The organism is Blastococcus saxobsidens DD2 (assembly GCF_000284015.1).
Classification (GTDB): domain Bacteria; phylum Actinomycetota; class Actinomycetes; order Mycobacteriales; family Geodermatophilaceae; genus Blastococcus; species Blastococcus saxobsidens_A.
Genome location: NC_016943.1, coordinates 4,757,182 through 4,781,544, shown reverse-complemented (window position 1 = coordinate 4,781,544; position 24,363 = coordinate 4,757,182). Strand labels below are relative to the sequence as shown.

The following is a 24,363-nucleotide window of genomic DNA, read 5'->3' as shown; positions in this document are numbered from 1 at the left end:
GGAACCGTGAGTGACCTGCGCCACGCATCCCCGATCGGAGGCACCCCCCCGTCGCGGGGACCGAACGACGCGAGTTAGATCGTTCCGTATGTGCGGCCTCAGTGGCGAGATCACGTTCGACGGCTCGATGGCCGATACCGCAGCGGTCGTCCGCATGGTGGAGTCGATGGTTCCCCGCGGCCCCGACGGGCAGGGGTTCTGGAGCACCGGCCGGGTCACCTTCGGGCACCGCCGACTCTCGGTCATCGACCTCTCCACCTGCGGCTCCCAGCCGATGGTCGACTCCCAGCTCGGCCTGTCCGGGGTCTTCAACGGGTGCATCTACAACTACCGGGAGCTGCGGGCCGAGCTCGAGGGCCACGGCTACCGCTTCTTCTCGCAGAGCGACACCGAGGTGATCCTCAAGGGTTACGCCCACTGGGGCACCGACGTCCTGCGCCGGCTGCACGGGATGTTCGCCTTCGTGATCCACGAGCGGGACACCGACCGGATGGTCATGGCCCGCGACCGGCTCGGCATCAAGCCGCTCTACGTGTCGGAGACGCCGGGCAAGCGGCTCCGGTTCGCCTCCACGCTGCCGGCCCTGCTCCGTGCCGGGGACGTCGACACCTCCATCGACCCGGTCGCCCTCCACCACTACCTCACCTGGCACGCGATCGTCCCGGCGCCGCGGACGATCCTCAACGGCGTCCGCAAGCTGCCCCCGGCCACCGTGCGGGTGATCGAGCCCGACGGCACCAGTCGCGAGCACCGCTACTGGGAGGCGGCCTACGAGCGCCGGCCCGAGCACGCGAACTGGTCGGCCCGCGACTGGGAGGACGCGATCGAGGAGGCGCTGCGGGTCGCCGTCCGCCGTCGCCTGGTCGCCGACATCCCGGTCGGCGTGCTGCTCTCCGGCGGGCTGGACTCCAGCCTGATCGTGGGCCTGCTGGCTCAGGAGGGGCAGACCGGCCTGGCCACGTACTCGATCGGCTTCGAGTCGGTCGGTGGCCGGGAGGGCGACGAGTTCCAGTACTCCGACGTCATCGCCGAGCACTTCGGCACCGACCACCACCGCATCCGGGTCGGGTCCGACGAGCTCGCCGGTTCGCTCGGGCACGCCATCAGCGCGATGGCGGAGCCGATGGTCAGCCATGACGCGGTCGCCTTCGACCTGCTGAGCGAGCGGGTGTCGCAGTCGATCCGCGTCGTCCAGTCGGGGCAGGGCGCCGACGAGGTCTTCGCCGGCTACCACTGGTACCCGCCGCTGGCCGGCGTCGGCCGCGAGCAGGCGGTGCAGACCTACGCGAAGGCGTTCTTCGACCGCGACCACGCCCAGATGGGCCGGGTGGTCTCCGACCGGTACGCGTTGGCCGAGGACCCGAGCCTCGCCTTCGTCCGCGCCCACATGGAGGCGCCGGGCGCGGAGACCGCCGTCGACGCCGCGCTGCGCCTCGACAGCGAGATCATGCTGGTCGACGACCCGGTCAAGCGGGTCGACAACATGTCCATGGCCTGGGGCCTGGAGGCGCGGGTGCCGTTCCTCGACCACGACCTGGTCGAGCTCGCCGCGATGTGCCCGCCGGAGCTGAAGCTGGCCGACGGCGGCAAGGGTGTGCTCAAGGCGATCGGGCGCCGGATCATCCCGCCGGAGGTCATCGACCGGCCCAAGGGCTACTTCCCGGTCCCGGCCATCACCCACCTCGAGGGCAAGGTGCTCGGCCTCGTCCGCGACGCCCTGTCCAGCGACGCCGCCCGCGACCGCGGCCTGTTCCGGCCGGAGTACGTGCGCGAGCTGCTCACCGACCCCAACGGCGAGCTCACGCCGCTGCGCGGCAACAAGCTGTGGCAGCTGGGCCTGCTGGAGCTGTGGCTCCAGACCCACGGTGTCTGAGGAGCGGACCATGGCACCCCGGTTGGCCGGTCACCGCCGCCGCACGGCGGTCCCGTCCACGCCCGAGCTGACCAGCCGCTCCTGGCACGAGCCCTCGGCGCACGAGATCGAGGGGATGGCCCAGGACGTCGTCCTGGACCTCGGCTGGGGGCAGCTGGCCTTCGGCCAGACCTTCCGCGACCTGCGCCGCATCGTCGACGTGCTGCGCGCCGAGGAGACCGGACGGCGGGACATCTGCGTCTACCCGCGCGACCCGCAGGTGCTCGTCGGGATGGCGCCGGACGAGCTGTTCATCGACCCGTCGCTCACCTACCGGCTGGACCTGCACCGCTACCGCCCGCGGGCCGAGGTCATCCGCGGCGTCTTCGTCCGGACGGTGACGTCGCAGGCCGAGATGGTCGCGATCAACGAGCTGTACGCGCGCAACGGCATGGTGGCCGCCGACCCCGCGACGATGTGGGCCAACCACCGCACGCGCACCTTCACCTACCTCGTGGCCGAGGACACCCGCACCGGCAAGATCGTCGGCACCGTGACGGGTGTCGACCACCCGCTGGCCTTCGACGACCCGGAGGGCGGCACCAGCCTGTGGTGCCTGGTGGCCGACAAGCAGGACGCCCCGCCGGGGACCGGTGAGGCGCTGGTCCGGGTGCTGGTCGAGCGGTACGTGGCGCGCGGCCGGGCCTACCTGGACCTCTCCGTCATGCACGACAACACCGCGGCCATCACGCTGTACCGCAAGCTCGGTTTCACCCGGGTCGCCGCCGTCTGCGTGAAGCGCAAGAACCCGATCAACACGCCGCTGTTCGCCGCACGGCCCCCGGGCCTGGAGCAGCTGAACCCGTACGCGCTGATCATCGCCGAGGAGGCGCTGCGCCGCGGGATCCGCGTGGAGGTCACCGACGCCGACTGGGGCGAGATGAGGCTGACGCTGGGTGGCCGGTCGGTGCTCACCCGGGAATCGCTGTCGGAGTTCACCACCGCGGTGGCCCTCAGCCGCTGCGACGACAAGCGGGTCACCCGCCGGATCATGCGGCGCGCCGGGGTGCGGGTCGCGCAGGGCGCGCTGGCCTGCGAGGGCGACCTCGACGACGCGACGACGCTGCTGCACGCCGCCGGCGACGTCGTGGTCAAGCCCGCCCGCGGGGAGCAGGGCCGCGGGATCACCGTCGGTGTGAAGGACGAGGCCGGGCTCGAGCGGGCGGTCGCGCTGGCGCTGCAGTTCTGCCCGGACGTGCTGGTCGAGGAGCGGGTGGACGGCCAGGACCTGCGGGTGGTCGTGATCGACCGGGAGGTCGTCGCCGCCGCCGTCCGCCGACCGGCGGAGATCGTGGGCGACGGCCGGCACGCCGTCGCCGACCTGGTGCGGTCCACCAGCCGGCGGCGGGAGCGGGCCACCGGTGGGGAGTCGCGGATCCCGCTGGACGAGGCGACCGCCGAGGTGGTCGCCGAGGCGGGCTACGCGATGGACGACGTGCCGCGCAACGGGGAGCGGGTGTCCGTCCGGCGGACGGCGAACCTGCACACCGGCGGCACGATCGAGGACGTCACCGACCAGCTGCACCCGAACATCGCCGAGGCGGCCGTCCGCGCGGCCGAGGCGCTGGGCATCCCGGTCACCGGCATCGACTTCCTCGTGCCGGCGGTCGACGCTCCGGAGTACGTGTTCATCGAGGCCAACGAGCGCCCCGGTCTGGCCAACCACGAGCCGCAGCCCACGGCGGAGCGGTTCGTCGACCTGCTGTTCCCGGAGACCCGCCGCCGCTGAAGCCCTGGTCTTCAGTCACGTTGAACCGCCTGATCGACCGGTAGGCCGCACCATGGCGCGGTTCCCCGGTCGGGCGAGCGGCTTGACCCCGTCCTGCGGCGGCGGCCGGCGGTCCCGCCACCCCGGGCCGGACCCGCCGCCGGGAGCGGGGTCGTCTCCTGCGCGGACGGAAGCCGGTCTGCACGGGTGGTGGCAGCATCAGGACGCCGCTCGACAGCCAGCATAGCACTTGTGCTACATTCGACTGATGGACGTTGTGGGACTGCGGGAACTCCGCCAGCAGGCATCCGAGTTGGTGCGGCGGGTCGAGGCCGGGGAGGAGGTCACGATCACCGTTGCCGGTCGAGTCAGCGCGCGGCTGGTTCCGGTGCCTCCGCGTGCCTGGCGGCGGTGGAGCGAGGTGGCCGAGCTCTTCACCGGCCCGGCAGATCCCGCGTGGGAATCCGACCGTGCCCGCGTGGACCAAGAGCTTCGCGATCCCTGGGACGCCGGGTGAGAGCGCTCCTGGACACCAGCGTGCTCATCGCCACCGGCGTGGGTCCACTGGAGGGTGAGCTGGCGATCAGCGCCGTCACGTTGGCCGAGTTGCACTTCGGCGTCCTGGTGGCGGGCGAGCCGGCGGTGCGGGCCGAGCGTCTTCGCAGGCTCTCCGTGTTGCAACGGAAGTTCGACGCGCTACCCGTGGACGATGCGGTGGCGGTCAGCTACGGCCAGCTGGCCGCCGCCGTCGTGGCTGCCGGCCGACAACCTCGCGTTCGCGCTATGGATCTGCTGATCGCCGCGACGGCGCATGCGCACGAAGCCCGCCTGTACACCCGTAACGCAGCAGACCTCGTCGGGCTCGACCACCTGCTGGACGTGGTACCGGTCTGACACACCGCTCGTCGCGGCGCGCCGAGGCAGAGCACAGCGGGGCCCGGCGGACCGACTCGGGCCGTCCGGCAGCATCGCGGAGTCAGGCGTGGCCGATCGCGCGAGGCGGTCGCCCCGAGGTTCGTCGGCTGTCCAGATCGTCGACCAGGACGTCGGCGACCCGCTCCTCCTCGACCACCTGGCCGTAGGCCGTCATCGCATCCGTGAGGGTTGGGTCCCACCCGGCATCGACCGGCCTGCCGGCGAGGGCTCGGCCACCCTGTCGGCCATCCAGCCGGGCGCCCGCGGCGGCGATCGGCATCCCCGCAGGGCGTGGCGCGGACTCCCGTCGTCGTCCGTCCCAGCGCCAGTGCGATACCAGCACCTCGGTGGCGTGGATGCGAACAGTAGAAGAGCGGGCTGACAGTTTCGCCCGACTACCGCAGTCCCAGCTCCGCGAGGATCTCCTCGTCGTGCTGCCCCGGCGCGGGAACCGAGCCCACGGCACCCGGGGTGACCGAGAAGCGGGGGGCGACGGCGGGCTGCCGCACACCGTCGACCTCGACGAAGACCCCACGCTCGGTGTTGTGCCGGTCCTCGGTCGCCTCCAGCAACGACCAGACCGGCGCGACGCAGGCGTCGGTGCCCTCGAACACCTGCCACCACTCCGCGCGGGTGCGGGCCGCGAACGCGTCGGTGAACCGCTCGCGCAGCGCCGGCCACTGGCGCGGGTCGTTCCGGTCGGGCAGCGACTCGTCGCCGCTCAGGCCCAGGCCCTCGAGCAGCGCGGCGTAGAACTGCTCCTCCAGCGCACCGACGGCGAGGAACTGCCCATCGGCGCAGCGGTAGACGTCGTAGAACGGGGCGCCGGTGTCGAGCAGGTTCCGGCCGCGCTCGTCGGTCCAGGCGCCGGCGCCGAGCATGCCGTGGATCATCGTGGTCAGGACGGCCGTGCCGTCGACGATCGCCGCATCCACCACCTGTCCCTCCCCCGTCGCGCGGGCGCGGATCAGCGCCGCGAGCGCGCCGAGCGCGAGGAACACCCCCCCGCCGCCGAAGTCGCCGAGCAGGTTCAGCGGCGGTGCGGGGCGCTCGTCCGGGCGCCCGCTGGCCCCGAGCACGCCGGTGAGCGCGATGTAGCCGATGTCGTGGCCGGCGCTGTGCGCGAGCGGTCCGGTCTGGCCCCACCCGGTCATCCGGCCGTAGACGAGAGCGGGGTTTTCTCCCAGCAGTTCGTCGGGACCCAGCCCCAGCCGCTCCATGACCCCGGGACGGAAGCCCTCGAGCAGGACGTCGGCCCGCCGCACGAGAGCCCGCACCACATCGACGTCGGCGGGGTCCTTGAGGTCGAGCGCGATCGACCGCTTCCCGCGGTCGAGCAGGGAGGTCGCGCCGAGCGAGCCGAGCAGCCCGCCGCGGGCGCCCCGGCGGTCGATCCGGACGACGTCGGCACCCAGGTCGGCCAGCAGCATCCCGCAGAACGGCCCCGGTCCCAGCCCGGCGAACTCGACGACCCGCACACCCGCCAGCGGTCCCACGGCGTCCTCCCCTGCCCCGGGCCGACGGCGTGCGACCCTCCCGGGGGCACTCTGCCCGACGCCGGCAACCGAGGGAGGGCCAGGTCACAGATGGCGTATCTGCTCGCGGCGCTGGGCGGCGCCCTCGGCGCGCTGGGGCGGTGGGCACTGGCCGAGGTGCTGCCCTCCTCCCCCGCCGGCTGGCCGTGGGCCACGCTGCTGGTCAACCTGATCGGCTGCTTCCTGATCGGCGCCCTGCTCGCCGTGCTGGCCGCCCGCTCCCCCGAACCGACCTGGGTGCGGCCGTTCCTCGGCGTCGGTGTTCTCGGCGGTTTCACGACGTACTCCGCCTTCGCCGTCGAGGTGGTCCGCCTCGTCGACGGCGGCGCCCTCGTGCTCGGCGCGGGGTACGTGCTGGCCTCGGTCGTCGGGGGGATCGCGGCGGTCGTGCTGGGGACGTCGGTCGTCCGGCGGCCGGCCCGGTGACGCCGCTCCTGGTGGCCCTCGGCGCTGCGGTCGGGGCGCCGCTGCGCCTGCTGGTCACCCGGGTCGCGGGCCGGGACGGGCGAGACCCCGCGCCGGGCACGCTGGTGGTCAACGTCGTCGGCAGCGTCGTGCTCGGCGTGCTGCTGGGACTGGCCGACGTCCCGGCCGCCGTGCTGGCGCTCGTGGGCGGCGGCTTCTGCGGTGCGCTGACGACCTTCTCGACGTTCGGGGTCGACGCCGTCCGGCTGCGGACCGAGGGAACGTCGGGCCGGTCGCTGGCGTACGTGGCGACGACGCTCGTCCTGGGCATCGGTGCCGCCGCCGCCGGCTACCTGGTCGCCGGCGCGCTCTGACGGGGGTACCGGGGCATCCCACCGCCGGCCACCGCGCCGACCCGGAGGGCGGAGTCGCGACCCGATGGATAGGGTCAAGACGGTATGGCCGAGAACACGGATCAGAGGGTCGGGGCGGACAGCCCCGTCGTCGTGGTGGCCAACCGCCTCCCGGTCGACCAGGTCACCGACCCGGACGGCACCGTCCGTTGGCAGCGCAGCCCCGGCGGGCTCGTCACCGCCCTGGAGCCGTTCGTGGCGGGGCGAGGTGGGGCCTGGGTCGGCTGGTCGGGGTCGGCCGGCGAGGCGCCGGAGCCGTTCGAGTCGGGCGGGATGTCGCTGATCCCCGTCCCACTCACCGAGGAGGAGGTCGACCGCTACTACGAGGGCATGTCGAACGCCTCCCTGTGGCCGCTCTACCACGACGTGGTGGAGAAGCCGGAGTACCACCGGCACTGGTGGGACACCTACGTGCAGGTCAACAAGCGGTTCGCCGAGCGCGCCGCGGCCGTGGCGGCCGAGAACGCCATCGTCTGGGTGCACGACTACCAGCTGCAGCTGGTGCCGGCCATGCTGCGGCAGGCCCGGCCCGACCTGACCATCGGCTTCTTCCTGCACATCCCGTTTCCGCCGTACGAGCTCTTCACCCAGCTGCCCTGGCGGTCGGCGATCATCGAAGGGTTGCTCGGCGCCGACCTGGTGGGCTTCCAGCGGCCGTCCGCGGCGGCGAACTTCGTCCAGCTCGCCCGCCGGCTGCACGACCTCGACTGCCGCCGGAACCAGATCGACTACGACGGGCGGGTGGTCATCGCCCGGGCCTTCCCGATCTCCATCGACGTCGCCGCCTTCGACGACCTGGCCCGCTCGCCCGAGGTCATCGCCCGCGCCGAGGAGATCCGCAAGGAGCTGGGCAGCCCGAGCAAGATGATCCTCGGGGTGGACCGGCTGGACTACACCAAGGGCATCAGCGTCCGGCTGGAGGCCTTCCAGGAGCTGCTGGAGGACGGCGCACTGGAGGCGCCCGACACCGTGCTGGTCCAGGTGGCCACCCCCAGTCGCGAGCGGGTCGAGCACTACGTCCACATGCGGGAGACGATCGAGCAGCAGGTCGGCCACATCAACGGGGTCTACGGATCCATCGCCGGGCCGGCGGTGCACTACTTCAACCAGTCGATGCCGCGTGAGGAGCTGGCCGCGCTCTACCGCGCGGCTGACGTCATGCTCGTCACGCCGTACCGCGACGGCATGAACCTGGTCGCCAAGGAGTACGTGGCCGCGCGCGGCGATCTGCGCGGTGCCCTGGTGCTCTCCGAGTTCGCCGGCGCCGCCGCGGAGCTCAAGCAGGCATTCCTGGTGAACCCGCACGACATCGCCGGGGTCAAGAACCAACTGGTCCGGGCGCTGCGCATCGAGCCCGCCGAAGCGGCGAAGCGGATGCGGGCCATGCGCCGGCACCTGTTCAAGAACGACCTGGAGCACTGGGCCGGGTCCTTCTTCGATGCGTTGCGCAGGCAGGCGTGACCTCCTCCCCCGCCCTCGACGACGCCGTCGCGGCCATCGCCGGTCGACGGCCGCTGCTGGTGGCCAGCGACTACGACGGCGTCCTGGCCCGGCTGCGGGACGACCCTGCGGCCGCGGTGCCCGAGCCCGGTGTCGCCGAGGTGCTGGCGCGGCTCGCTGCGGTGGAGGGAGTCACGGTCGCCCTGGTCAGTGGTCGCGGGGCGGACGACCTGCGTCGGACCAGTGGTCTGTCCGGTCCGTTCCGCTGGATCGGCAGCCACGGCGCGGAGTACGACGGCCCGCTGGTGGGCGAGTTGGCCGGACGCCGGGACGAGCTCGCCCGGCGGCTCGAGCCCCTGGTCGCCGGCACGCCCGGCGCCCGGCTCGAGGTCAAGCCGGTCGGCGTCGCCGTCCACGTCCGGCAGGTCGCCGACCGCGAGCGGGCGGCCGCTCTGCTGGCCGAGGCCCGGCAGCACGCGGATTCGTCACTGACGATGAAACCGGGCAAGGACGTGCTCGAGATGGCGGTGACCGACGCCGACAAGGGTTCGGCGCTGCGCCGGCTGGTCGTCGACCTCGGTGCGGCTGCGGCGGTCTACCTCGGTGACGACGTGACCGACGAGGACGGATTCCGCGCCCTCGGGCCCGACGACGTGACGGTCAAGGTGGGCGCCGGGGACACGGCGGCCCGGTTCCGGGTCGCCGGCCTCGCGGACGCCGTCGCGCTGCTCGGGAAGCTGGCCGACCGACTGGTCTGACGCGGGGGCCCGGCGCGGCGGCGTAGCGCCGGACCGGACATGGCCGGCGCCGTCGCTCGCGGTCGGTGCACCGGATGTGTCGACAATCCCACCGGCGCACTCCCACGCAGCCGACGAGGCGTCGGAATAGCGATCGGTGACCATTCCTGCCGTGTCGACACATCGGCTGTGCACATCGGCTGATGCGGCTCATGCATCACGATGTGGAAATGGCGCGCGTGGACTGCGTCATTCCGAGAGTGGAGTCACCACACTGACCACGACGTCACATCCGGTGCAACGACCACTTCCTCTTATTGGACGGTAACTCGTGAACAGCCCTCCCCCTTCTCTCGCCGCCCCTCGGCGCTCCGGATGGTTCGCCGACCGCCCACTCGCGGTGAAATTCGGCATCCTGGTCGGGGTCGTGGTCCTCGCGTTCAGCGGTTTGGTCACCGCCGTGCTGGTCGGCAACGCCTCGGTGCAGGACGCCAACACCGAGCTCCGGTACCTCAACGAGGCCGAGGAGCTGGTGCTGCAGCTCGACACCCGGGCCAGTGAGCTCAAGGTGGACGGCTTCAAGACCATCGTCCGAGCGGACCCCGAGGCTCAGCTCGCCGAACTCGCCGACGACATCGCCACGCCCGAGGGCATGCTCGCCGAGCTGGCCACGATCCCGATCACCGGCCCCGCCGCCGAGTCGGTGGCCGGCCTGGCCGACAGCTTCCGCGCCTACACCGACGCAATCTCCGCCTGGGTGGACCTGGCCGTCGTCGACCCCGTGACGATGCGGGGCCGCTGGGAGGAGATCCAGGCGGCGAACGATCTGACCGACGGTGCCGTCAGCGAGGCCAAGGACGTGCTGGCGAGCGAGAGCGACGCCGCACAGGTGCGCCTCGACGACGCTCTCGCGCAGGCCGAGCTCATCGCGATCGCGGCGGCGGTCGCCGGGGTGCTGGTGATCATCGGGATCAGCGTCCTGACCATGCGCTCGGTCACCCGGCCGGTCGCGCGGGTCAAGACCTCGCTGGACGCCCTGGCGAAGGGGGACCTCACCGTCGTCACCGGAGTCACCTCCCGCGACGAGGTGGGCCAGATGGCCGCGTCCCTCGACGCCGCCCAGGCGAACCTGCGGGCGGTGCTGGCCTCGGTGTCCGACTCGGCGACCGCCGTGGCCGCCAGCTCCGAGGAGCTGTCGGCCTAGTCGGCGCAGATCTCGGCCTCGGCCGAGGAGACCTCGGCGCAGTCCGGTGTGGTGTCCGGTGCCGCGGAAGAGGTCTCCCGCAGCGTGCAGACCGTCGCCGCCGGCGCGGAGCAGATGGGTGCCTCCATCCGCGAGATCGCCAGCAACGCGGCCGAGGCCAGCCAGGTCGCCGCCCGTGCGGTGGACGCCGCTGCGGCCACGACCGCCACGGTCGCCAAGCTCGGTGACTCCTCGGCCGAGATCGGCAACGTCGTCAAGGTGATCACCTCGATCGCCGAGCAGACGAACCTGCTCGCGCTGAACGCCACGATCGAGGCGGCGCGTGCCGGCGAGGCCGGCAAGGGCTTCGCGGTCGTCGCGAACGAGGTGAAGGAGCTGGCGCAGGAGACCGCGAAGGCCACCGAGGACATCGCCAAGCGGGTGCTGGCCATCCAGGGTGACACCACCGCGGCGGTGGCCGCGATCGAGGAGATCAGCTCGATCGTCGCGCAGATTCTCCGACCGGCAGACCACGATCGCTTCGGCGGTGGAGGAGCAGACCGCCACCACCAACGAGATGTCCCGTTCGGTCCAGGAGGCCGCCGGCGGCACCACGCAGATCGCCGAGAACATCACCGGTGTCTCCGAGGCGGCCGGCTCCACCACCCAGGCGCTGAGCCAGACGCGGGTGGCGGTGGACGAGCTGTCCCGGATGGCCGCCGACCTGCGCACGAACATCGGGCAGTTCACCTACTGATCGCGCGAGGAGCGAACCGGCGCTGATCCGGACACCGGAAGGAGCGCACGACCGTTCGGGTCGTGCGCTCCTCCTTCATGCCCGGCATGGCCGCCGCGGCCCGGCCACGACTGCTCAGACGCGCAGCAGGTCAGCGGCGGGCAGCCCGGTGGCCGCCGGGCCCGGCCGGGCGAAGAGGAACCCCTGGGCGTACCTGCAGCCGAGCCGCCGCAGCACGTCGGCCTGTTCGGGCCGCTCGACCCCTTCGACGACCACGTCCAGCCCGAGATCACCGCCCAGGGCCAGCAGCGCGCGCATGAACCGCTCCGTGACCGGGTTGGTGTCCAGGTCACCGGTGAAGCCGCGGTCGATCTTCAGGTACTGCATGGGGATCTCGCGCAGGTGCACCAGCGAGGAGTATCCGGTGCCGAAGTCGTCCAGCGCCAGCCCCGCGCCGAGGCTCCGGAGGCGTGCAGCCACCGCCCGGGCGACGGGTAGGTCCGCCAGCAGGGAGTCCTCCGTGATCTCCAGGACCAGCTGTTCCGGGGCCAGCCCGTGCCGGGAGATGACGCCGGCCACGGCGTCGGGGAAGGCCGGGTCGGCGATGATCGCCGGCGGGATGTTGACGCTCATCCTCAGCCGTCGGTGGCCGACCTCCACCGACCAGCGGGCCAGTTGGGCGCCTGCCACCTCGAGCACGTGGGCCGTGAGCTCCGGCAGCAGGTCGGCGCGGGCCGCCATCGGCACGAACACGTCCGGAGGGATGTCCTCGCCGTCGTGCCGCCACCGGGCGAGCGCCTCGAAGGCGACCGCTGCACCGCTGACCAGCTCGATGATCGGCTGGTAGACGACGTCGATCTCGCCCGCGCCGACCGCTCGTTCGAGGGGGCCGCGCAGCGCCAGGTCCCGCGCTCCGGGCAACGTCATGATCGGGTCGTAGCATGCGATGCGGTGCTTGCCGGCCCGCTTCGCGGAGTACATGGCGATGTCGGCGTGGCTGAGCAGGACCTCGGCGGTGACCGGTTCGTCGTGCCCGGCCAGGTCTGCCACGCCCATGCTCACCGCGGCGGTGACCTGCGCACTGCCCTGGGCGATCACGAACGGCTCGCGCATGCTGGCGAGGATCCGCCGCCCGGTGACCAGCGGATCGCCGCCGTCCTCGAGCAGTACGGCGAACTCGTCCCCGCTGAGCCGAGCCAGGGTGTCCCCCGCACGCAGGGCGCCCAGGACGCGTTCCCCTACGCGCACGAGCAGGTCGTCGCCCGCGGCGTGGCCCAGGCGGTCGTTGACCGCCTTGAAGTCGTCCAGGTCGAAGAGCAGGACCGCCACCGGCCGGTGATCCCGGCGGTGCAGCTGCACCGCGTGCTGCAGGCGGTCGAGGAACATCGCCCGGTTGGGCAGGCCCGTGAGCTGGTCGTGCAGGGCGAGCCAGCGCAGTTCCACCGACCGGTCCTCGGCTTCTGCCCGAAGGGCCTCGGCCTCCAGCACCCGGCCGAGCAGGTCGGCGAGGAGCCGGAGCACGGGTGCGTGATCCAGCAGGCTCGCGGGCTGGATCTCCGGGTCCAGCCCGCAGATGGTGCCGAAGAGGCTGCCGTCGCCCGCGCGGATGGGGACGCCGACGTAGGCCCCGATCCGCATCTTCCGGGTGACGCCGGCGGCGGCGAACGGGGAGACCGCCATCGCATCAGGTGCGATCTGCGGGGCTTCACCGGTCACCATGAACTGGCAGTAGGAGTCGGACCAGCCGTGGGAATCGCCGACCGTCCGGCCGTACACGTCGTCCTGCACCGAGACGTAGACCTGCCGCCCGTTCTCCTGCCGGCTGACCGACCAGAACCCGAGGGGAACGGACGCCTTGAGGTAGCGGACCACCTCTGCGCACGCTTCCTCGAAGCTCATCAGCGGCAGCGACGACTCCAGCCGCATGGCACTCTCCCCTGTCGTTGGGGACCCGGGAACATCCCGCATCCGGAACGGAATCGGCCTCTGCGGGCGGCTGGTTGAGCGGAACCACCCCGGGGGAGGGAGCCGCGCCCACGAGCGGTCCTGAACGGCCGCCGACCTGCGCACCACCGTGGGGGCTTCACCTACTGGGCCGCCGGCACTCCATCAGCTCCATCGCACGAAGGCGCGGTGACCGGATTCCCGGTCACCGCGCCTCTCTGCCCCCGCATCACTCGGGCAATTCCGTCATCCTGTCATTCCGTCGCAGCACCGACGCATTCGATGGTCGCCACCCGGTGCCGCCAAGTCGACACGAAGAATCCGGTCACCGACCTTTCTTCCCGCCGACGCCGACACGCCGGAATTGCGGCCGATCTCGGTCCAATTGCCGCTCTACATTTCTGTTGTCACTACCGCCCCGGACCGGCGATGAGCGTCGGGCGAGTTCGGTGCCGAACACCCTCTTTCTTCCTGGAGCACCACCATGTCTGCATCCACCACCGCGCCACGCGCCGGGCGCGCCGGCTGGTTCGCCAGCAAGCCGGTCGGCCTGAAGATCGGCGCAGCGCTGACCGTCCTCGCACTCGTCGCGGTCGGCCTCACCACGCTGGCCGTCCAGCGCATCGGCACGCTCGCCGATGCGGGCGACACCCTGTACACCGACTCCATCGAGCCCCTGGTCCGGCTCAACGAGGCGCAGCGCACGTTCCAGGGCATCCGTGCCCGCAACAACATCTACGGCCCCGCCGACCAGGCGACGCGGGACAGCCTGCGCGCCGACATGCAGGACCGGCGGGATCAGTTCGAGGCGGAGGTGGAGACCTACGTCGGCACGCTCGGCAATCCGGCCGACTTCGCGCCGGTCCACGAGGCCATCGACGCCTACTTCGCGGTGGTGGACGAGCAGTACCACCCGGTTGCCGATGCCGGTGACACGGCCGGAGCGCTGGCGCTGGCCACCGGTCCCCTCGCCGACGCCGGACGGGCGCTGTCGGACGCGTTCGGCGCCGAGCAGACCCGGCAGGCCGAGGACGCCGAGGCCGACGCGGCCGCCGGCCAGGACCTCGCGACCACGGCGACGTACACCCTGTGGACCGCCCTGGCCATCGGCATCCTGGCCGCCGGCGCCCTCGCCATGTGGGTGATCCGGCAGATCGTCCGCACGGTCCGCTCGGTGCAGGCCTCGGTGGACGCGCTGGCCAAGGGTGACCTGACCGTGCGGCCCGAGGTCAGCTCGGACGACGAGCTGGGGCGGATGGCGCAGTCGCTGGCCTCGGCGCAGGACAGCCTGCGCACGGTGCTGGGTTCCGTCGCCGAGTCGGCGGACGCTGTTGCCGCCTCGTCGGAGGAGTTGAGCGCGTCCTCGGCGCAGATCTCGGCGTCGGCGGAGGAGACCTCGGCGCAGTCGGGTGTGGTGTCCGGGGCGGCGGAGGAGGTCTCGCGCAGCGTGCAGACCGTCGCCGCCGGCGCGGAGCAGATGGGTGCCAGCATCCGGGAGATCGCCAGCAACGCGGCGGAGGCCAGTGAGGTGGCGGCGCGTGCGGTGACGGCTGCGGAGACGACGACGGCGACCGTGGCGAAGCTGGGCGAGTCCTCGGCGGAGATCGGCAACGTGGTGAAGGTGATCACGAGCATCGCGGAGCAGACGAACCTGCTGGCGCTGAACGCCACGATCGAGGCGGCGCGTGCCGGCGAGGCCGGCAAGGGCTTCGCGGTCGTCGCGAACGAGGTGAAGGAGCTGGCGCAGGAGACGGCGAAGGCGACCGAGGACATCGCCCGCCGGGTGCTGGCGATCCAGGGCGACACCACGGCGGCGGTGGCGGCGATCGGGGAGATCAGCCAGATCGTCGCGCAGATCTCCGACCGGCAGACCACGATCGCCTCGGCGGTGGAGGAGCAGACCGCGACGACCAACGAGATGTCGCGGTCGGTGCAGGAGGCCGCCGGTGGGACGACGCAGATCGCGGAGAACATCTCCGGGGTCTCGACCGCGGCGGATTCCACCACCCAGGCGCTGACCCAGACCCGCACCGCCGTCGACGAGCTGTCCCGGATGGCCGCCGACCTGCGCAGCAGCGTCGGGAGGTTCACCTACTGACGCCCAGCGGCCGTTCCCCGGCCGGGTGGTCGGTCGTGGGCTCCTGACTGCCGATAGCACCACTGGCGAGCGCCGCCGGCGGGTTCACCTGGACTCGCCGGCGGCCTGCCGATGACCCCATGGGGCCGACTGCGCCCCTTGCAACCAGAGAGAAGGCAACACAGTGGACGGTCTGGACGACATCGTCGAGGAGTTCCTCGTCGAGAGCCACGAGAACCTCGACCAGCTCGACACCGACCTGGTCGCACTCGAGCAGGAGCCCAACTCCCGCGAGCGGCTGTCCAGCATCTTCCGGACCATCCACACGATCAAGGGCACCAGCGGCTTCCTGGCCTTCAACCGGCTGGAGGAGGTCACCCACGTCGGGGAGAACATGCTCTCCCGCCTGCGGGACGGCGAGCTGGCGCTCACCCCGACCCGGACGAGCGTCCTCCTGCAGATGGTGGACACCGTCCGGTCGCTGCTGACCTCGATCGAGGCGACCGGTGGCGAGGGTGGCGTCGACGTGTCCGCGGTCGTCGCCGCGATCAGCGCCGCGATGGAGAGCGACGCGGCTCCCGCGGCCGCCGAGCCCGCACCCGCGGCCGCCCCCGCGCGGAAGGCGCCGGCGAAGGCCGCCGCCACGAAGGCACCCGCCAAGGCCGCCGCCCCGGCCAAGCGCGTGCCGCGCGCCAAGGCGGCCCCGAAGCCCGCTCCCGTCGTGGAGCAGCTGGTCGAGGATCTGCACGATGACCTGACCGTCGAGCCGGCTGCCGCCGCCGAGGAGCACCCGGTGCCCGAGCCCGCCGTCGTCGACCTCCCTGAAGGGGAGGCCGCCGCCCCCGACGCCGCCGGTGGGCAGACCCGCCGCGCCGTCGCCGACAGCACGATCCGGGTCGACGTCGACCTGCTCGACGAGCTCATGCTGCTCGTCGGCGAACTGGTGCTCACCCGCAACCAGATCGTGCAGAACGTCGCCCGGCAGACCGACACCGACCTGATCCGCGCCTCCCAGCGGCTGAACCTGATCGCCAGCGAGCTGCAGGAGGGCGTCATGAAGACACGCATGCAGCCCATCGACCACATCTGGTCCAAGCTGCCGCGGGTCGTCCGCGACCTCGGTCTCCAGCTGAAGAAGTCGATCCGCCTGGAGATGGAGGGCCGGGACACCGAGCTCGACAAGACGCTGCTCGAGGCGGTCAAGGACCCGTTGACCCACCTGGTGCGCAACTCGGTCGACCACGGGATCGAGATCCCCGAGGACCGCAAGAAGGCGGGCAAGCCGGCCGAGGGCGTGCTGGCCCTGCGTGCCCGGCACGAGAGCGGGCAGGTCGTGGTCGAGGTGGCCGACGACGGCGCCGGCATCGACCCGGTCAAGCTGGGTGCGAAGGCGGTGCAGCGCGGGCTGCTCACGCAGGACGCGCTGAACCGGATGAGCCCGGCGGACGTCCTCCAGCTGATCTTCCTGCCCGGCTTCTCCACCGCCGCGGCGGTTACCAACGTCTCCGGCCGCGGCGTCGGCATGGACGTCGTGAAGACCAACATCGAGTCCATCGGCGGGACCATCGAGGTCGAGTCCGACGCCGGCGTGGGCACCGTCTGCCGGCTGCGCATCCCGCTGACCCTGGCGATCGTCCCCGCGCTCACCGTCGAGTGCGCCTCCGACCGGTACGCCATCCCGCAGATCAGCCTGCAGGAGCTGGTCAGCCTGGACGCCGAGAAGGCCGCCAACGCGGTGGAGGAGGTCGGCGGCGCACCGGTCTACCGGCTGCGCGGCGAGCTGCTGCCGCTGGTCCGGCTCACCGACGTCCTCGGGCTCACCTCTGAGCGGCACGACGGCCACGTGGTCATCGCGGTGCTGCGCTCCGAGGGACGGCGCTTCGGCCTGGTCGTCGACCGGGTGATCAACACCGAGGAGATCGTGGTCAAGGCCGTCGGCGGCCAGCTCAAGGCGATCGGGCTCTACTCGGGCGCCACCGTCCTCGGCGACGGCACCGTCGCGCTCATCCTCGACGTGCAGGCGCTCGCCCGGCGCGCGCTGCGCACCGAGACCACCGACCGCCAGGAGGCCCGCGCCGGCTCGTTGCAGACCGCGGCCACCGAGACCGACCGGCAGCGGATGCTCCTGGCCGCCATCGGCGGCGGCCGCCGGGTGGCCATCCCGCTCGACACCGTCACCCGCCTCGAGCAGGTCCGCACCGAGGCGGTGGAGAAGGTGGGCAACCGCGAGGTGGTGCAGTACCGCGGCGCGATCCTGCCGATGGTCCGGCTCGACCGGCACCTGGGCGCCTACGGCGAGAGCGATCGCGAGGTGCTGGAGGTCATCGTCTACGCCGACCGCGGGCGCAGCGTGGCCATCGTGGTCGAGGAGATCCTCGACATCGTCGACGGCGAGGCCGCAGTGCGCAGCGACATCGACGACATGGGCCTGCTCGGTTCCGCCGTCCTCGGCGACAAGGTCACCGAGCTGCTCGACGTCCGCGCCGCGATCCTGGCGGCCGACCCGCAGTTCTACTCGGCCGGCCCCACCGCCCTCGCCCACCCGACCGCCCTCCACCCCACCTCGGCGCCGTCCGGCGTCTCCGACTCCCTGCTGGAGGTCTGACGTGACCGCCCCGACCGGTGCCCTCTCCCCCAAGAGCACAGCCCCCGCCATCAGCGGGCAGCTGGCCACCTTCCGCCTGGACGGTGACCTCTACGGCATCGAGGTCGAGCACGTGCAGGAGGTGCTGCGCAGCCAGCAGCTCACCCGCGTGCCGCTCGCCCCGACCGCCGTCGCCGGGCTGATCAACCTCCGTGGCCAGGTGGTGACCGCCATCGAGCTGCGCGAGCGTCTCGGCCGGCCGCCGCGGCCGGAGGGCACCGACCCCGTCGTCATCGTCGTCCGGCTGCACGGTGAGGCCGTCAGCATGCTGGTCGACTCCATCGCCGACGTGGTCGACGTGGACGCCGGCGACTTCGAGGCACCGCCGGACACCCTCGAGGGCCAGGCGCGCGACCTGATCCGGGGCGCCTACAAGCTCGACGGGAAGCTGCTGCTGGCCCTGGACGTCCAGAAGGCAGTCAGCGCGTAACCCAGGCGGGTCGTGCGGACGGAACGAACGCCGAAGCGGCGGGGGGAGCACGACTCCCGCCGCCGCTCAGCCGTTTCCGGCCCCGAGGGACATCGTGACGGTCAGCCCGCCGTCCGGGCCGCTGCCGGCCGTGACCGCCCCGCCGTGCGCGGTGGCGACCGCGGCCACGATGGCCAGCCCGATGCCGGCGCCGCCCCGCTCGTGCCGGGCGTCGTCCACGCGGCTGAACCGGTCGAACAACCGCGGCAGCCGGTCGGGCGGCACGCCGGGGCCCGTGTCCTGCACGGCGATCTCCGCGCTGTCCGGGCCGGTGGCGCGCACCTGGACGGTCACGGTGCCGCCGTCCGGCGTGTGCCGCAGGGCGTTGTCGACGAGGTTGGCCACCGCCCGCTCCACGCCCGCCGCGTCGCCGCGCACGACCGCGGCCCCCTCGGCCCGCAGCCGCACTCCCCGCCGGGTCGCGAGGGTGCCGAACCGGGCGACCACCCGGTCGACGAGGTCGTCCAGGTCCAGCGGCCGGGACGCCTCCAGGTGGCCGGTGTCGGCCCGGGCCAGCACCAGCAGGTCGTCGACCAGGCCCGAGAGCCGGCCCGCCTCGGCCAGTGCGGTGTCCAGGCCCCGGCGCACCGACTCGTCCGCGGACCGGTCGCGGGCCAGCTCCACCTCCGCGGCGAGGATCGCCAGCGGCGTACGGAGCTCGTGGCTGGAGTCGGCGGTGAACGCCCGTTCCCGCGCGACGGCGGCCGCCAGCCGGTCGAGCATCCCGTTGAGGGTCTGCACCAGCCGCCCCACCTCGTCCGGGTGCGCGGGCGGTGACAGCCGTCGGGACAGGTCGGCCGCGCTGATCGCCAGTGCCTCCGCGGTCGCCCGCCGGACCGGTGCGAGCCCCCGGCGGGCGATGCCGTAGCCGAGGAACCCGGCGAGCACGGTGGCCAGGCCGGCGGCCGGCACGAACCCGGCGACGAACGCCTCCTGGGCGTCCGACACCTCCTCGAGCTCGGTGGCGACGACGGCGACCGCGTCCCCGTACGGGACGGCGAGGACGCGCAGCTGCTCGCCGTCCGCACGGACCGTCCGCAGCACGGCGTCACCGTCGCGCGCCCGGGCGAGGGGGGCGGCAGCCAGCAGCGGCCGGCCGGCCACGTCGTCGCCGGCCGCACCCACCACCCGGCCGCCGTCGACGATCTGCACCGTGCGGTCGTCGAGGTCGAGCCCCAGCCCGTCCTCGCCGACCTCCCGCCCCACCAGGTCCTCCGGCAGGGCGGCCGCCAGATCGGCGAGCCGCTGGTCGACCCCCTCGCGCAGCGCGGTGCCGAGCAGCAGGTGCACGACCACCCCGACCAGCACCAGCAGTGCGGCGAGCGAGGCGGTCGACAGCGCCGCCAGCCGCACGCTGATCGGCAGCCGGGAGACGGCACTCACTCCGCGCACGCCACCCGGTAGCCCGTGCCGCGCACGGTCTGCACCAGATCCAGGCCGAACCGCCGGTCGATCTTGTCGCGGAGGTACTTCACGTAGACGTCGACGACGTTGGACTGGCCGTCGTAGTCGTGGCCCCAGACGTGCTCGAGGATCTGTGCCCGGGAGAGCACGTGCCCGGGGTGGCGCAGCAGGAACTCCAGCAGCGTGAACTCGCGGCGGGAGAGCTCCACGACCTGGCCGCCGCAGCGCACCACGCGGGCCGCCGGGTCCAAGGAGAGCGGGCCGCAGCCGAGCACCGCCGGCCGTGGCGGTGCGCCGCGGCGCTGCAGGGCCCGCAGCCGGCCGAGCAGCTCGGTGAAGGCGAACGGCTTGACCAGGTAGTCGTCGGCGCCGGCGTCCAGCCCGTGCACCCGGTCCGGCACGGCGTCCCGGGCGGTGAGCATGAGCACCGGCGTCCACACCTGCCGGTCGCGCAGCGCCGCGCAGACGGCGAAGCCGTCCATGCCGGGGAGCATCACGTCGAGCACCACGGCGTCGTAGCTGCCGGTCGCGGCCCGGGCGAGCCCACCGGGCCCGTCGGCGACGGCGTCCACGGCGTGCCCGGCTTCGGTCAGGCCGCGCACGAGGACGTCGCGCATGTTGCCGTGGTCCTCGACGACCAGCACCCGCATGACCGCAAGGCTGGCACGGCCCGATGAGGGGACGGTGAGAGCGGCACCCGCCGCCCTCACCTCGCGGTCGCCGTCCTCGCGCTGCACCGTGAGGACGGCGGTCCCGCGGTGCGGATCGCGGTGCCCGCCCGGCGGACACCGCGTCGGCGATGAGAGGGCGGCTCAGGTGCGGCTCATCGGATCCTCATCCGGGGCGGGCACCGTGGTCGACGCACCCGGCACGTGGCCGGATCGTCGAGGAGGAACTCTCATGCGCATCACCAAGCGAGCTGCCGTCATCACCGCGAGCACCGCCGTCGTCCTGGCCGCAGCCGGCGGTGTGGCGGTCGCCACCGGCGGCGGCGACGAGGGCGAGGAGCTGAGCCGCCCCGGCACGGTGACGGTCGACGAGGCGGACCTGCCGGAGGACGACGCCGCCGAGCAGGAGGCGCTCGCGGAGCTCGCCACGGTCGACGAGGCGGACGCGGCGGACGCGGCGGTCGGGTCCCTGGGCGGCGGCGAGGTCGTCGGCGCCGAGCTGGAGGACGAGGACGGGTACGTCGTCTGGGAGGTCGAGGTCCGCGCCGCGGACGGCTCCCTGCACGAGGTGACCGTCGACGCCGGGGACGCCGGCGTGCTGGGCAGCGAGCTCGAGGACGACGACGAGGACGAGGCCGAGGACGACGGTCAGGACGACGACTGACCCACCACCACAGGGCAACGCCCCGTCACACAGCGTCATGCATCGCTGACCGTGCATGGCGTGACACGCGCAGTAGGGGGAATGGCCCTCCAGCGAACGGGTGACGGACGCATGGTGCTCCGGGGGCAGGGCAGACAGCATGGGTCCGTCCCGTTCCCGGAGCCCGTGGAGGCCTGCCGTGCCCTACTCGCTGGTGAGTGCCGCCACCCTCGGCTTCGATCTGGTGCGCCTGCCCGCAGGCCGGGCCGTGGCCGAGGTCCTGCTCACCGGCCTGGGGGCTGACGAATCCGCCCTCACCCGGCTGGCCGCCACCCATCCCTGCCGCGGGCTGGACCGGGACCAGCGCGGGGTGCGCGCCGTCCGGTCGCGCCGGGCACGCGAGATGGCCGCCGGCGTCCCGCACATGCGCTCCGCCGCCGAGGCCGGCCAGGGCGGTGGGGATCGCGTCGCCCTCCTGGTCGCCCAGCTCGAGCAGGGCACCATCGGGGACGCCCCCACGCTGGAGCGGTTGCTCCGGGAGGACGTCCTCGGCCACGAGCACGGGCTCCACGGGCAGACGGACGCCGACGAGTGGGACGAGGCCGCGGACGTCCTGGCCGACGCGGCCGTGGGCTTCTGGGCGGCAGGGGTCCTGCCGCCGCTGGTCCGGCGGGACCTGACCGCGGCGTTCGACCGCGCCCTCGACGCCGGCCCGCTGGCGGCGCCCGGCGCCTGGGGCCTGGGGCCCGCCGCCGACGAGCTGACCGCCTTCCTCGCCACCGTGCGCGACCTGGACGAGGCCGGCCGGGCGCGCTGGCGGGTCGCCGTCGACGAGAACCGGGCCGGGCACCGCCCGTGGGCGACCGCCATGCACGAGGCCTCGTGGGGGGCGCACGTCTCCGGGCGGATCCGGCCACTGGCCGCCGCTCAGCTGCTCGCCGTCCAGGCCTTCCTCGACGGGGGGTTCGACCTCCACGACGGCGCCGCCGGGGTGTGGAACGCCGTCGCCGGGTGCGTCCAGGTGATCGTGCTGGACGACCTGCTGAACGGGGACGCCGTCGCCGTGCTGCGTGGCCCCGGACGCCGGGTCGCCGCGCTCTCCTGACCCACCCGCGGCCCGCGCGGCCAGGTGCCAGGCGCGCCGCTCATCCGAGGGCCGTGCCGACAACGGGAGAACGGGTCGCCGCCCCCGACGTCGTCGATCTCCACCGATGGCCGAGAGATAGGGCCACGCCTTCTGCGTGTCGGCTGTAGTCAGACCGTTCCCCGCCGAAAATCTCCAGGTCGCACCAGCCCGCCCGAGCCGCCGGCAGCGCGGCCGCGCGGCGCTGGGGCGTCCCAGAGCACGGCGTTCCACGCCGTCCGGATCCGGCCTGCCGCCATTCCCCGGAATGTCGGTCACGGTCGCCGGCCGGCAGTTCCGTCGCGTCCTGCCGCCATGCCGCGGCATCCCCTGTCGTCCACCTTCCGCCCGGCCGGGAGTTGCCGGGTGCCGTACCGCCGGAGGGCTCAAGCCCGACGCGGAGATGCCGATACAGAACAACGAGCCCGCCGGTCGACGGGGGCAGGGGCCAGGAGGACGTGTGAACCCGATCAGGGTGATGGTGGTCGACGACTCGGTCGTCGTCCGCAAGATCGTCACCGATGTGCTCTCCGCGGACCCGGGGATCGAGGTCGTGGGCACCGCCGTCAACGGCAAGGTCGCCCTGGCCAAGCTCGAGCAGCTCAAGCCCGACCTGGTGACCATGGACATCGAGATGCCGGAGATGAACGGCATCGAGGCGGTGCGGGCCATCCGCGGCGGCGGCGCGGGACGAGGGCACAGCCGCCTGCCGATCATCATGTTCAGCACGCTCACCGAGCGCGGCGCCACCGCGACCCTCGACGCCCTGTCGGCAGGGGCCAACGACTACGTCACCAAGCCGGCCAACGTCGGCAGCGTGGCCCAGTCGATGGAGAGCGTCCGCGAGCAGCTGATCCCCAGGATCAAGGCGCTCACCGGCCGCCCGGTGACGACGGTGGCACGCGCGGCCGCACCCGTGGCACCGCCGCGCCCGGCCGCCCCGCGCACCGCCCCCGGCAAGAAGCCGGCCGTGCTGGTCATCGGTTCCTCCACCGGCGGCCCCGAGGCGCTGGCCCGCGTGCTGCCGGCCCTGCCGGCCAACCTGCCGGTGCCGGTCCTGCTGGCCCAGCACATGCCGCCGGTGTTCACCCGTCAGTTCGCCCAGCGCCTGGACCGGCTCTGCGCGCTGCGCGTGGTGGAGGCCGTCGACGGGACGCCGCTGGTGCCCGGCACCGTGCACCTGGCGCCCGGCGACCACCACCTGGTCGTGCGCGCCAACGGCCGGGCGTCCTACGCCACGTCGCTGAACCAGAGCCCGCCGGTGAACTTCTGCCGGCCCGCGGTCGACCCGCTCTTCCGCTCGGCCGTCGCGGCCTACGACGGTGCGGTGCTCGGTGTGGTCCTCACCGGCATGGGCGCCGACGGCCGCAACGGCTGCGGGGAGGTCCGCGACGCCGGCGGCACCGTCGTCGTGCAGGACCAGACGACCTCGGTCGTGTGGGGCATGCCGGGCGCCGTCGCCCAGGCCGGCTACGCCGACGAGGTCCTGCCGCTCGACCGGGTCGCCGAGGCCATCCAGCGGCACCTCGCCGGTGCCGCGCCGCTGAACGCAACAACCGCTATGGCCGTGGGAGGTCGTCGATGAGCCTGACCGCGACCAGTTTCGACTGGGTCCGTGAACTCGTCCGCAAGGAGAGCGCGATCGTGCTCCAGCCGGGCAAGGAGTACCTGGTGGAGGCCCGTCTCCTGCCGCTCGCCCGGCAGATGGGCCTGACCGACGTGTCGAAGCTGGTCGAGACGGTGCGGATCCGCCCCGATGCCGACAACAACCGCAGGATCGTCGAGGCGCTCACCACGAACGAGACGTCCTGGTTCCGTGACGGCGACCCGTTCACCGCGCTGACCTCCACGGTCCTGCCGTCGCTGCTGTCGGCCCGCGGGGCGAACGAGCGGCTGCAGATCTGGTCGGCGGCCAGCTCCAGCGGCCAGGAGCCGTACACGATCGCGATGCTGCTGGACGACGCCCTGCCCAACGCGACCTCCCGGGTGTCGATCACCGCGACCGACCTCTCCCGCGAGATGGTGCAGCGCACCCGTGCCGGCCGGTTCAGCCAGCTCGAGGTCAACCGTGGCCTGCCGGCGCCCATGCTCGTCCGGCACTTCAGCCGGGTCGGCAACGAGTGGGAGGTATCGGCCAACCTCCGCCGGATGGTCAACGCCGGCGAGTGCAACCTCGCCGCTCCGCTGCCGCGGATGGGCCCGTTCGACGTGGTCTACCTGCGCAACGTGCTCATCTACTTCGACCTGCCGACCAAGCAGACGATCCTCCGCCGCGTGCGGGACCTCATGCGCCCCGACGGGTGGCTCTTCCTCGGCGCCGCCGAGACCACCCTCGGCGTCGACGACTCCTGGGAGCGGGTCGTGATCGGCCGCAGCTCCGCCTACCGCCCACTGAAGGGGGCCTGAC

The 24,363-nt window shown here is 72.9% G+C and carries 20 protein-coding genes and 1 pseudogene; 16 read left to right on the top strand and 5 right to left on the bottom strand.

All coding sequences use genetic code 11. The features are described from left to right. Positions 1-88 precede the first annotated feature (88 nt). The 4 genes from BLASA_RS22655 to BLASA_RS22640 all read left to right on the top strand — a co-directional run bounded on the left by BLASA_RS22655 (position 89) and on the right by BLASA_RS22640 (position 4,514). On the top strand, positions 89-1,873 hold the full coding sequence (locus BLASA_RS22655) for an N-acetylglutaminylglutamine amidotransferase (RefSeq protein ID WP_014378619.1): 1,785 nt from the start codon (positions 89-91) through the stop codon (positions 1,871-1,873). A gap of 10 nt (positions 1,874-1,883) precedes the next feature. Next, on the top strand, positions 1,884-3,641 hold the full coding sequence (gene ngg, locus BLASA_RS22650) for an N-acetylglutaminylglutamine synthetase (RefSeq protein ID WP_041775917.1): 1,758 nt from the start codon (positions 1,884-1,886) through the stop codon (positions 3,639-3,641). A gap of 247 nt (positions 3,642-3,888) precedes the next feature. Beyond that, positions 3,889-4,137 carry a type II toxin-antitoxin system Phd/YefM family antitoxin gene (locus tag BLASA_RS22645; protein WP_041775916.1) on the top strand — a complete coding sequence of 83 codons (249 nt, stop codon included), beginning with the start codon at positions 3,889-3,891 and terminating at the stop codon, positions 4,135-4,137. Next, complete coding sequence (locus BLASA_RS22640) at positions 4,077-4,514, top strand: type II toxin-antitoxin system VapC family toxin (RefSeq protein ID WP_419761012.1); 438 nt, start codon at positions 4,077-4,079, stop codon at positions 4,512-4,514. The genes BLASA_RS22645 and BLASA_RS22640 overlap by 61 nt, the downstream gene beginning before the upstream one ends. Before the next feature lie 82 nt (positions 4,515-4,596). Here the strand turns inward: BLASA_RS22640 and BLASA_RS22635 are convergent, their stop codons facing one another. Beyond that, the gene (locus BLASA_RS22635; protein WP_014378615.1) at positions 4,597-4,815 is read right to left on the bottom strand and encodes a DUF2399 domain-containing protein; all 219 of its coding nucleotides are present in this window, start codon (positions 4,813-4,815) and stop codon (positions 4,597-4,599) included. Positions 4,816-4,930: 115 nt separating this feature from the next. Next, positions 4,931-6,031: a CaiB/BaiF CoA transferase family protein gene (locus tag BLASA_RS22630; RefSeq protein WP_014378614.1), complete on the bottom strand. Its 1,101-nt coding sequence runs from the start codon at positions 6,029-6,031 to the stop codon at positions 4,931-4,933. 90 nt (positions 6,032-6,121) lie between these two features. Between BLASA_RS22630 and crcB the strand changes: the two genes are divergently transcribed. The 5 genes and pseudogenes from crcB (at position 6,122) to BLASA_RS26640 (ending at position 11,005) form a co-directional block, all read left to right on the top strand. Further along, a complete protein-coding gene (crcB, locus tag BLASA_RS22625) occupies positions 6,122-6,496 on the top strand; it encodes a fluoride efflux transporter CrcB (RefSeq protein WP_014378613.1) in 375 nt (124 codons plus the stop codon). Next, a complete protein-coding gene (locus BLASA_RS22620; protein ID WP_014378612.1) occupies positions 6,493-6,849 on the top strand; it encodes a fluoride efflux transporter FluC in 357 nt (118 codons plus the stop codon). The genes crcB and BLASA_RS22620 overlap by 4 nt, the downstream gene beginning before the upstream one ends. An 84-nt stretch (positions 6,850-6,933) precedes the next feature. Next, a complete protein-coding gene (locus BLASA_RS22615) occupies positions 6,934-8,349 on the top strand; it encodes an alpha,alpha-trehalose-phosphate synthase (UDP-forming) (RefSeq protein WP_014378611.1) in 1,416 nt (471 codons plus the stop codon). Beyond that, positions 8,346-9,086, top strand: coding sequence for a trehalose-phosphatase (otsB, locus tag BLASA_RS22610; RefSeq protein ID WP_014378610.1), 741 nt, complete (start codon positions 8,346-8,348; stop codon positions 9,084-9,086). Before BLASA_RS22615 ends, otsB begins: the two co-directional genes overlap by 4 nt. 310 nt (positions 9,087-9,396) lie before the next feature. Next, positions 9,397-11,005: pseudogene (locus BLASA_RS26640) on the top strand (methyl-accepting chemotaxis protein). A gap of 114 nt (positions 11,006-11,119) precedes the next feature. On the opposite strand, the gene BLASA_RS22600 reads toward BLASA_RS26640, so the two are convergent. Next, positions 11,120-12,910 carry an EAL domain-containing protein gene (locus BLASA_RS22600; RefSeq protein ID WP_014378606.1) on the bottom strand — a complete coding sequence of 597 codons (1,791 nt, stop codon included), beginning with the start codon at positions 12,908-12,910 and terminating at the stop codon, positions 11,120-11,122. Positions 12,911-13,412: 502 nt separating this feature from the next. On the opposite strand from BLASA_RS22600, the gene BLASA_RS22595 reads away from it, so the two are divergent. The 3 genes from BLASA_RS22595 to BLASA_RS22585 all read left to right on the top strand — a co-directional run bounded on the left by BLASA_RS22595 (position 13,413) and on the right by BLASA_RS22585 (position 18,079). Beyond that, a complete protein-coding gene (locus BLASA_RS22595; RefSeq protein WP_014378605.1) occupies positions 13,413-15,026 on the top strand; it encodes a methyl-accepting chemotaxis protein in 1,614 nt (537 codons plus the stop codon). A 163-nt stretch (positions 15,027-15,189) separates the two neighbouring features. Further along, entirely contained in the window at positions 15,190-17,610 is a 2,421-nt protein-coding gene (locus BLASA_RS22590) for a chemotaxis protein CheW (protein WP_014378604.1), read from the top strand. Between the two features lies 1 nt (position 17,611). Next, a complete protein-coding gene (locus BLASA_RS22585; protein WP_014378603.1) occupies positions 17,612-18,079 on the top strand; it encodes a chemotaxis protein CheW in 468 nt (155 codons plus the stop codon). A 66-nt stretch (positions 18,080-18,145) separates the two neighbouring features. Here BLASA_RS22585 and BLASA_RS23785 read toward each other — a convergent pair whose 3' ends face one another. Together BLASA_RS23785 and BLASA_RS22575 are read right to left on the bottom strand one after the other, a co-directional pair. Beyond that, positions 18,146-19,501, bottom strand: a complete 1,356-nt coding sequence (locus BLASA_RS23785; protein ID WP_014378602.1) for an ATP-binding protein — start codon at positions 19,499-19,501, stop codon at positions 18,146-18,148. Then, positions 19,498-20,172 (bottom strand): response regulator transcription factor, encoded by a 675-nt coding sequence (locus BLASA_RS22575; RefSeq protein WP_014378601.1) that lies wholly within the window; start codon positions 20,170-20,172, stop codon positions 19,498-19,500. The genes BLASA_RS23785 and BLASA_RS22575 overlap by 4 nt, the downstream gene beginning before the upstream one ends. A gap of 250 nt (positions 20,173-20,422) precedes the next feature. On the opposite strand from BLASA_RS22575, the gene BLASA_RS23780 reads away from it, so the two are divergent. The 4 genes from BLASA_RS23780 (at position 20,423) to BLASA_RS22555 (ending at position 24,362) form a co-directional block, all read left to right on the top strand. Further along, a complete protein-coding gene (locus tag BLASA_RS23780) occupies positions 20,423-20,854 on the top strand; it encodes a PepSY domain-containing protein (protein WP_014378600.1) in 432 nt (143 codons plus the stop codon). A gap of 178 nt (positions 20,855-21,032) precedes the next feature. Continuing rightward, positions 21,033-21,938, top strand: a complete 906-nt coding sequence (locus tag BLASA_RS22565; protein ID WP_014378599.1) for a hypothetical protein — start codon at positions 21,033-21,035, stop codon at positions 21,936-21,938. Positions 21,939-22,416: 478 nt separating this feature from the next. Beyond that, on the top strand, positions 22,417-23,541 hold the full coding sequence (locus BLASA_RS22560) for a protein-glutamate methylesterase/protein-glutamine glutaminase (RefSeq protein ID WP_014378598.1): 1,125 nt from the start codon (positions 22,417-22,419) through the stop codon (positions 23,539-23,541). After that, positions 23,538-24,362 carry a CheR family methyltransferase gene (locus BLASA_RS22555; protein ID WP_014378597.1) on the top strand — a complete coding sequence of 275 codons (825 nt, stop codon included), beginning with the start codon at positions 23,538-23,540 and terminating at the stop codon, positions 24,360-24,362. The genes BLASA_RS22560 and BLASA_RS22555 overlap by 4 nt, the downstream gene beginning before the upstream one ends. Position 24,363: the final 1 nt, after the last annotated feature.

Excerpts from the sequence above, each read along its gene's own strand:
- BLASA_RS22655 (WP_014378619.1), top strand. The coding sequence starts at position 89 with ATGTGCGGCCTCAGTGGCGAGATCACGTTCGACGGCTCGATGGCCGAT.
- ngg (WP_041775917.1), top strand. The coding sequence starts at position 1,884 with ATGGCACCCCGGTTGGCCGGTCACCGCCGCCGCACGGCGGTCCCGTCC.
- BLASA_RS22645 (WP_041775916.1), top strand. The coding sequence starts at position 3,889 with ATGGACGTTGTGGGACTGCGGGAACTCCGCCAGCAGGCATCCGAGTTG.
- BLASA_RS22635 (WP_014378615.1), bottom strand. The coding sequence starts at position 4,815 with ATGCCGATCGCCGCCGCGGGCGCCCGGCTGGATGGCCGACAGGGTGGC.
- crcB (WP_014378613.1), top strand. The coding sequence starts at position 6,122 with ATGGCGTATCTGCTCGCGGCGCTGGGCGGCGCCCTCGGCGCGCTGGGG.
- BLASA_RS22615 (WP_014378611.1), top strand. The coding sequence starts at position 6,934 with ATGGCCGAGAACACGGATCAGAGGGTCGGGGCGGACAGCCCCGTCGTC.
- BLASA_RS22600 (WP_014378606.1), bottom strand. The coding sequence starts at position 12,910 with ATGCGGCTGGAGTCGTCGCTGCCGCTGATGAGCTTCGAGGAAGCGTGC.
- BLASA_RS22595 (WP_014378605.1), top strand. The coding sequence starts at position 13,413 with ATGTCTGCATCCACCACCGCGCCACGCGCCGGGCGCGCCGGCTGGTTC.
- BLASA_RS22575 (WP_014378601.1), bottom strand. The coding sequence starts at position 20,172 with ATGCGGGTGCTGGTCGTCGAGGACCACGGCAACATGCGCGACGTCCTC.
- BLASA_RS23780 (WP_014378600.1), top strand. The coding sequence starts at position 20,423 with ATGCGCATCACCAAGCGAGCTGCCGTCATCACCGCGAGCACCGCCGTC.
- BLASA_RS22555 (WP_014378597.1), top strand. The coding sequence starts at position 23,538 with ATGAGCCTGACCGCGACCAGTTTCGACTGGGTCCGTGAACTCGTCCGC.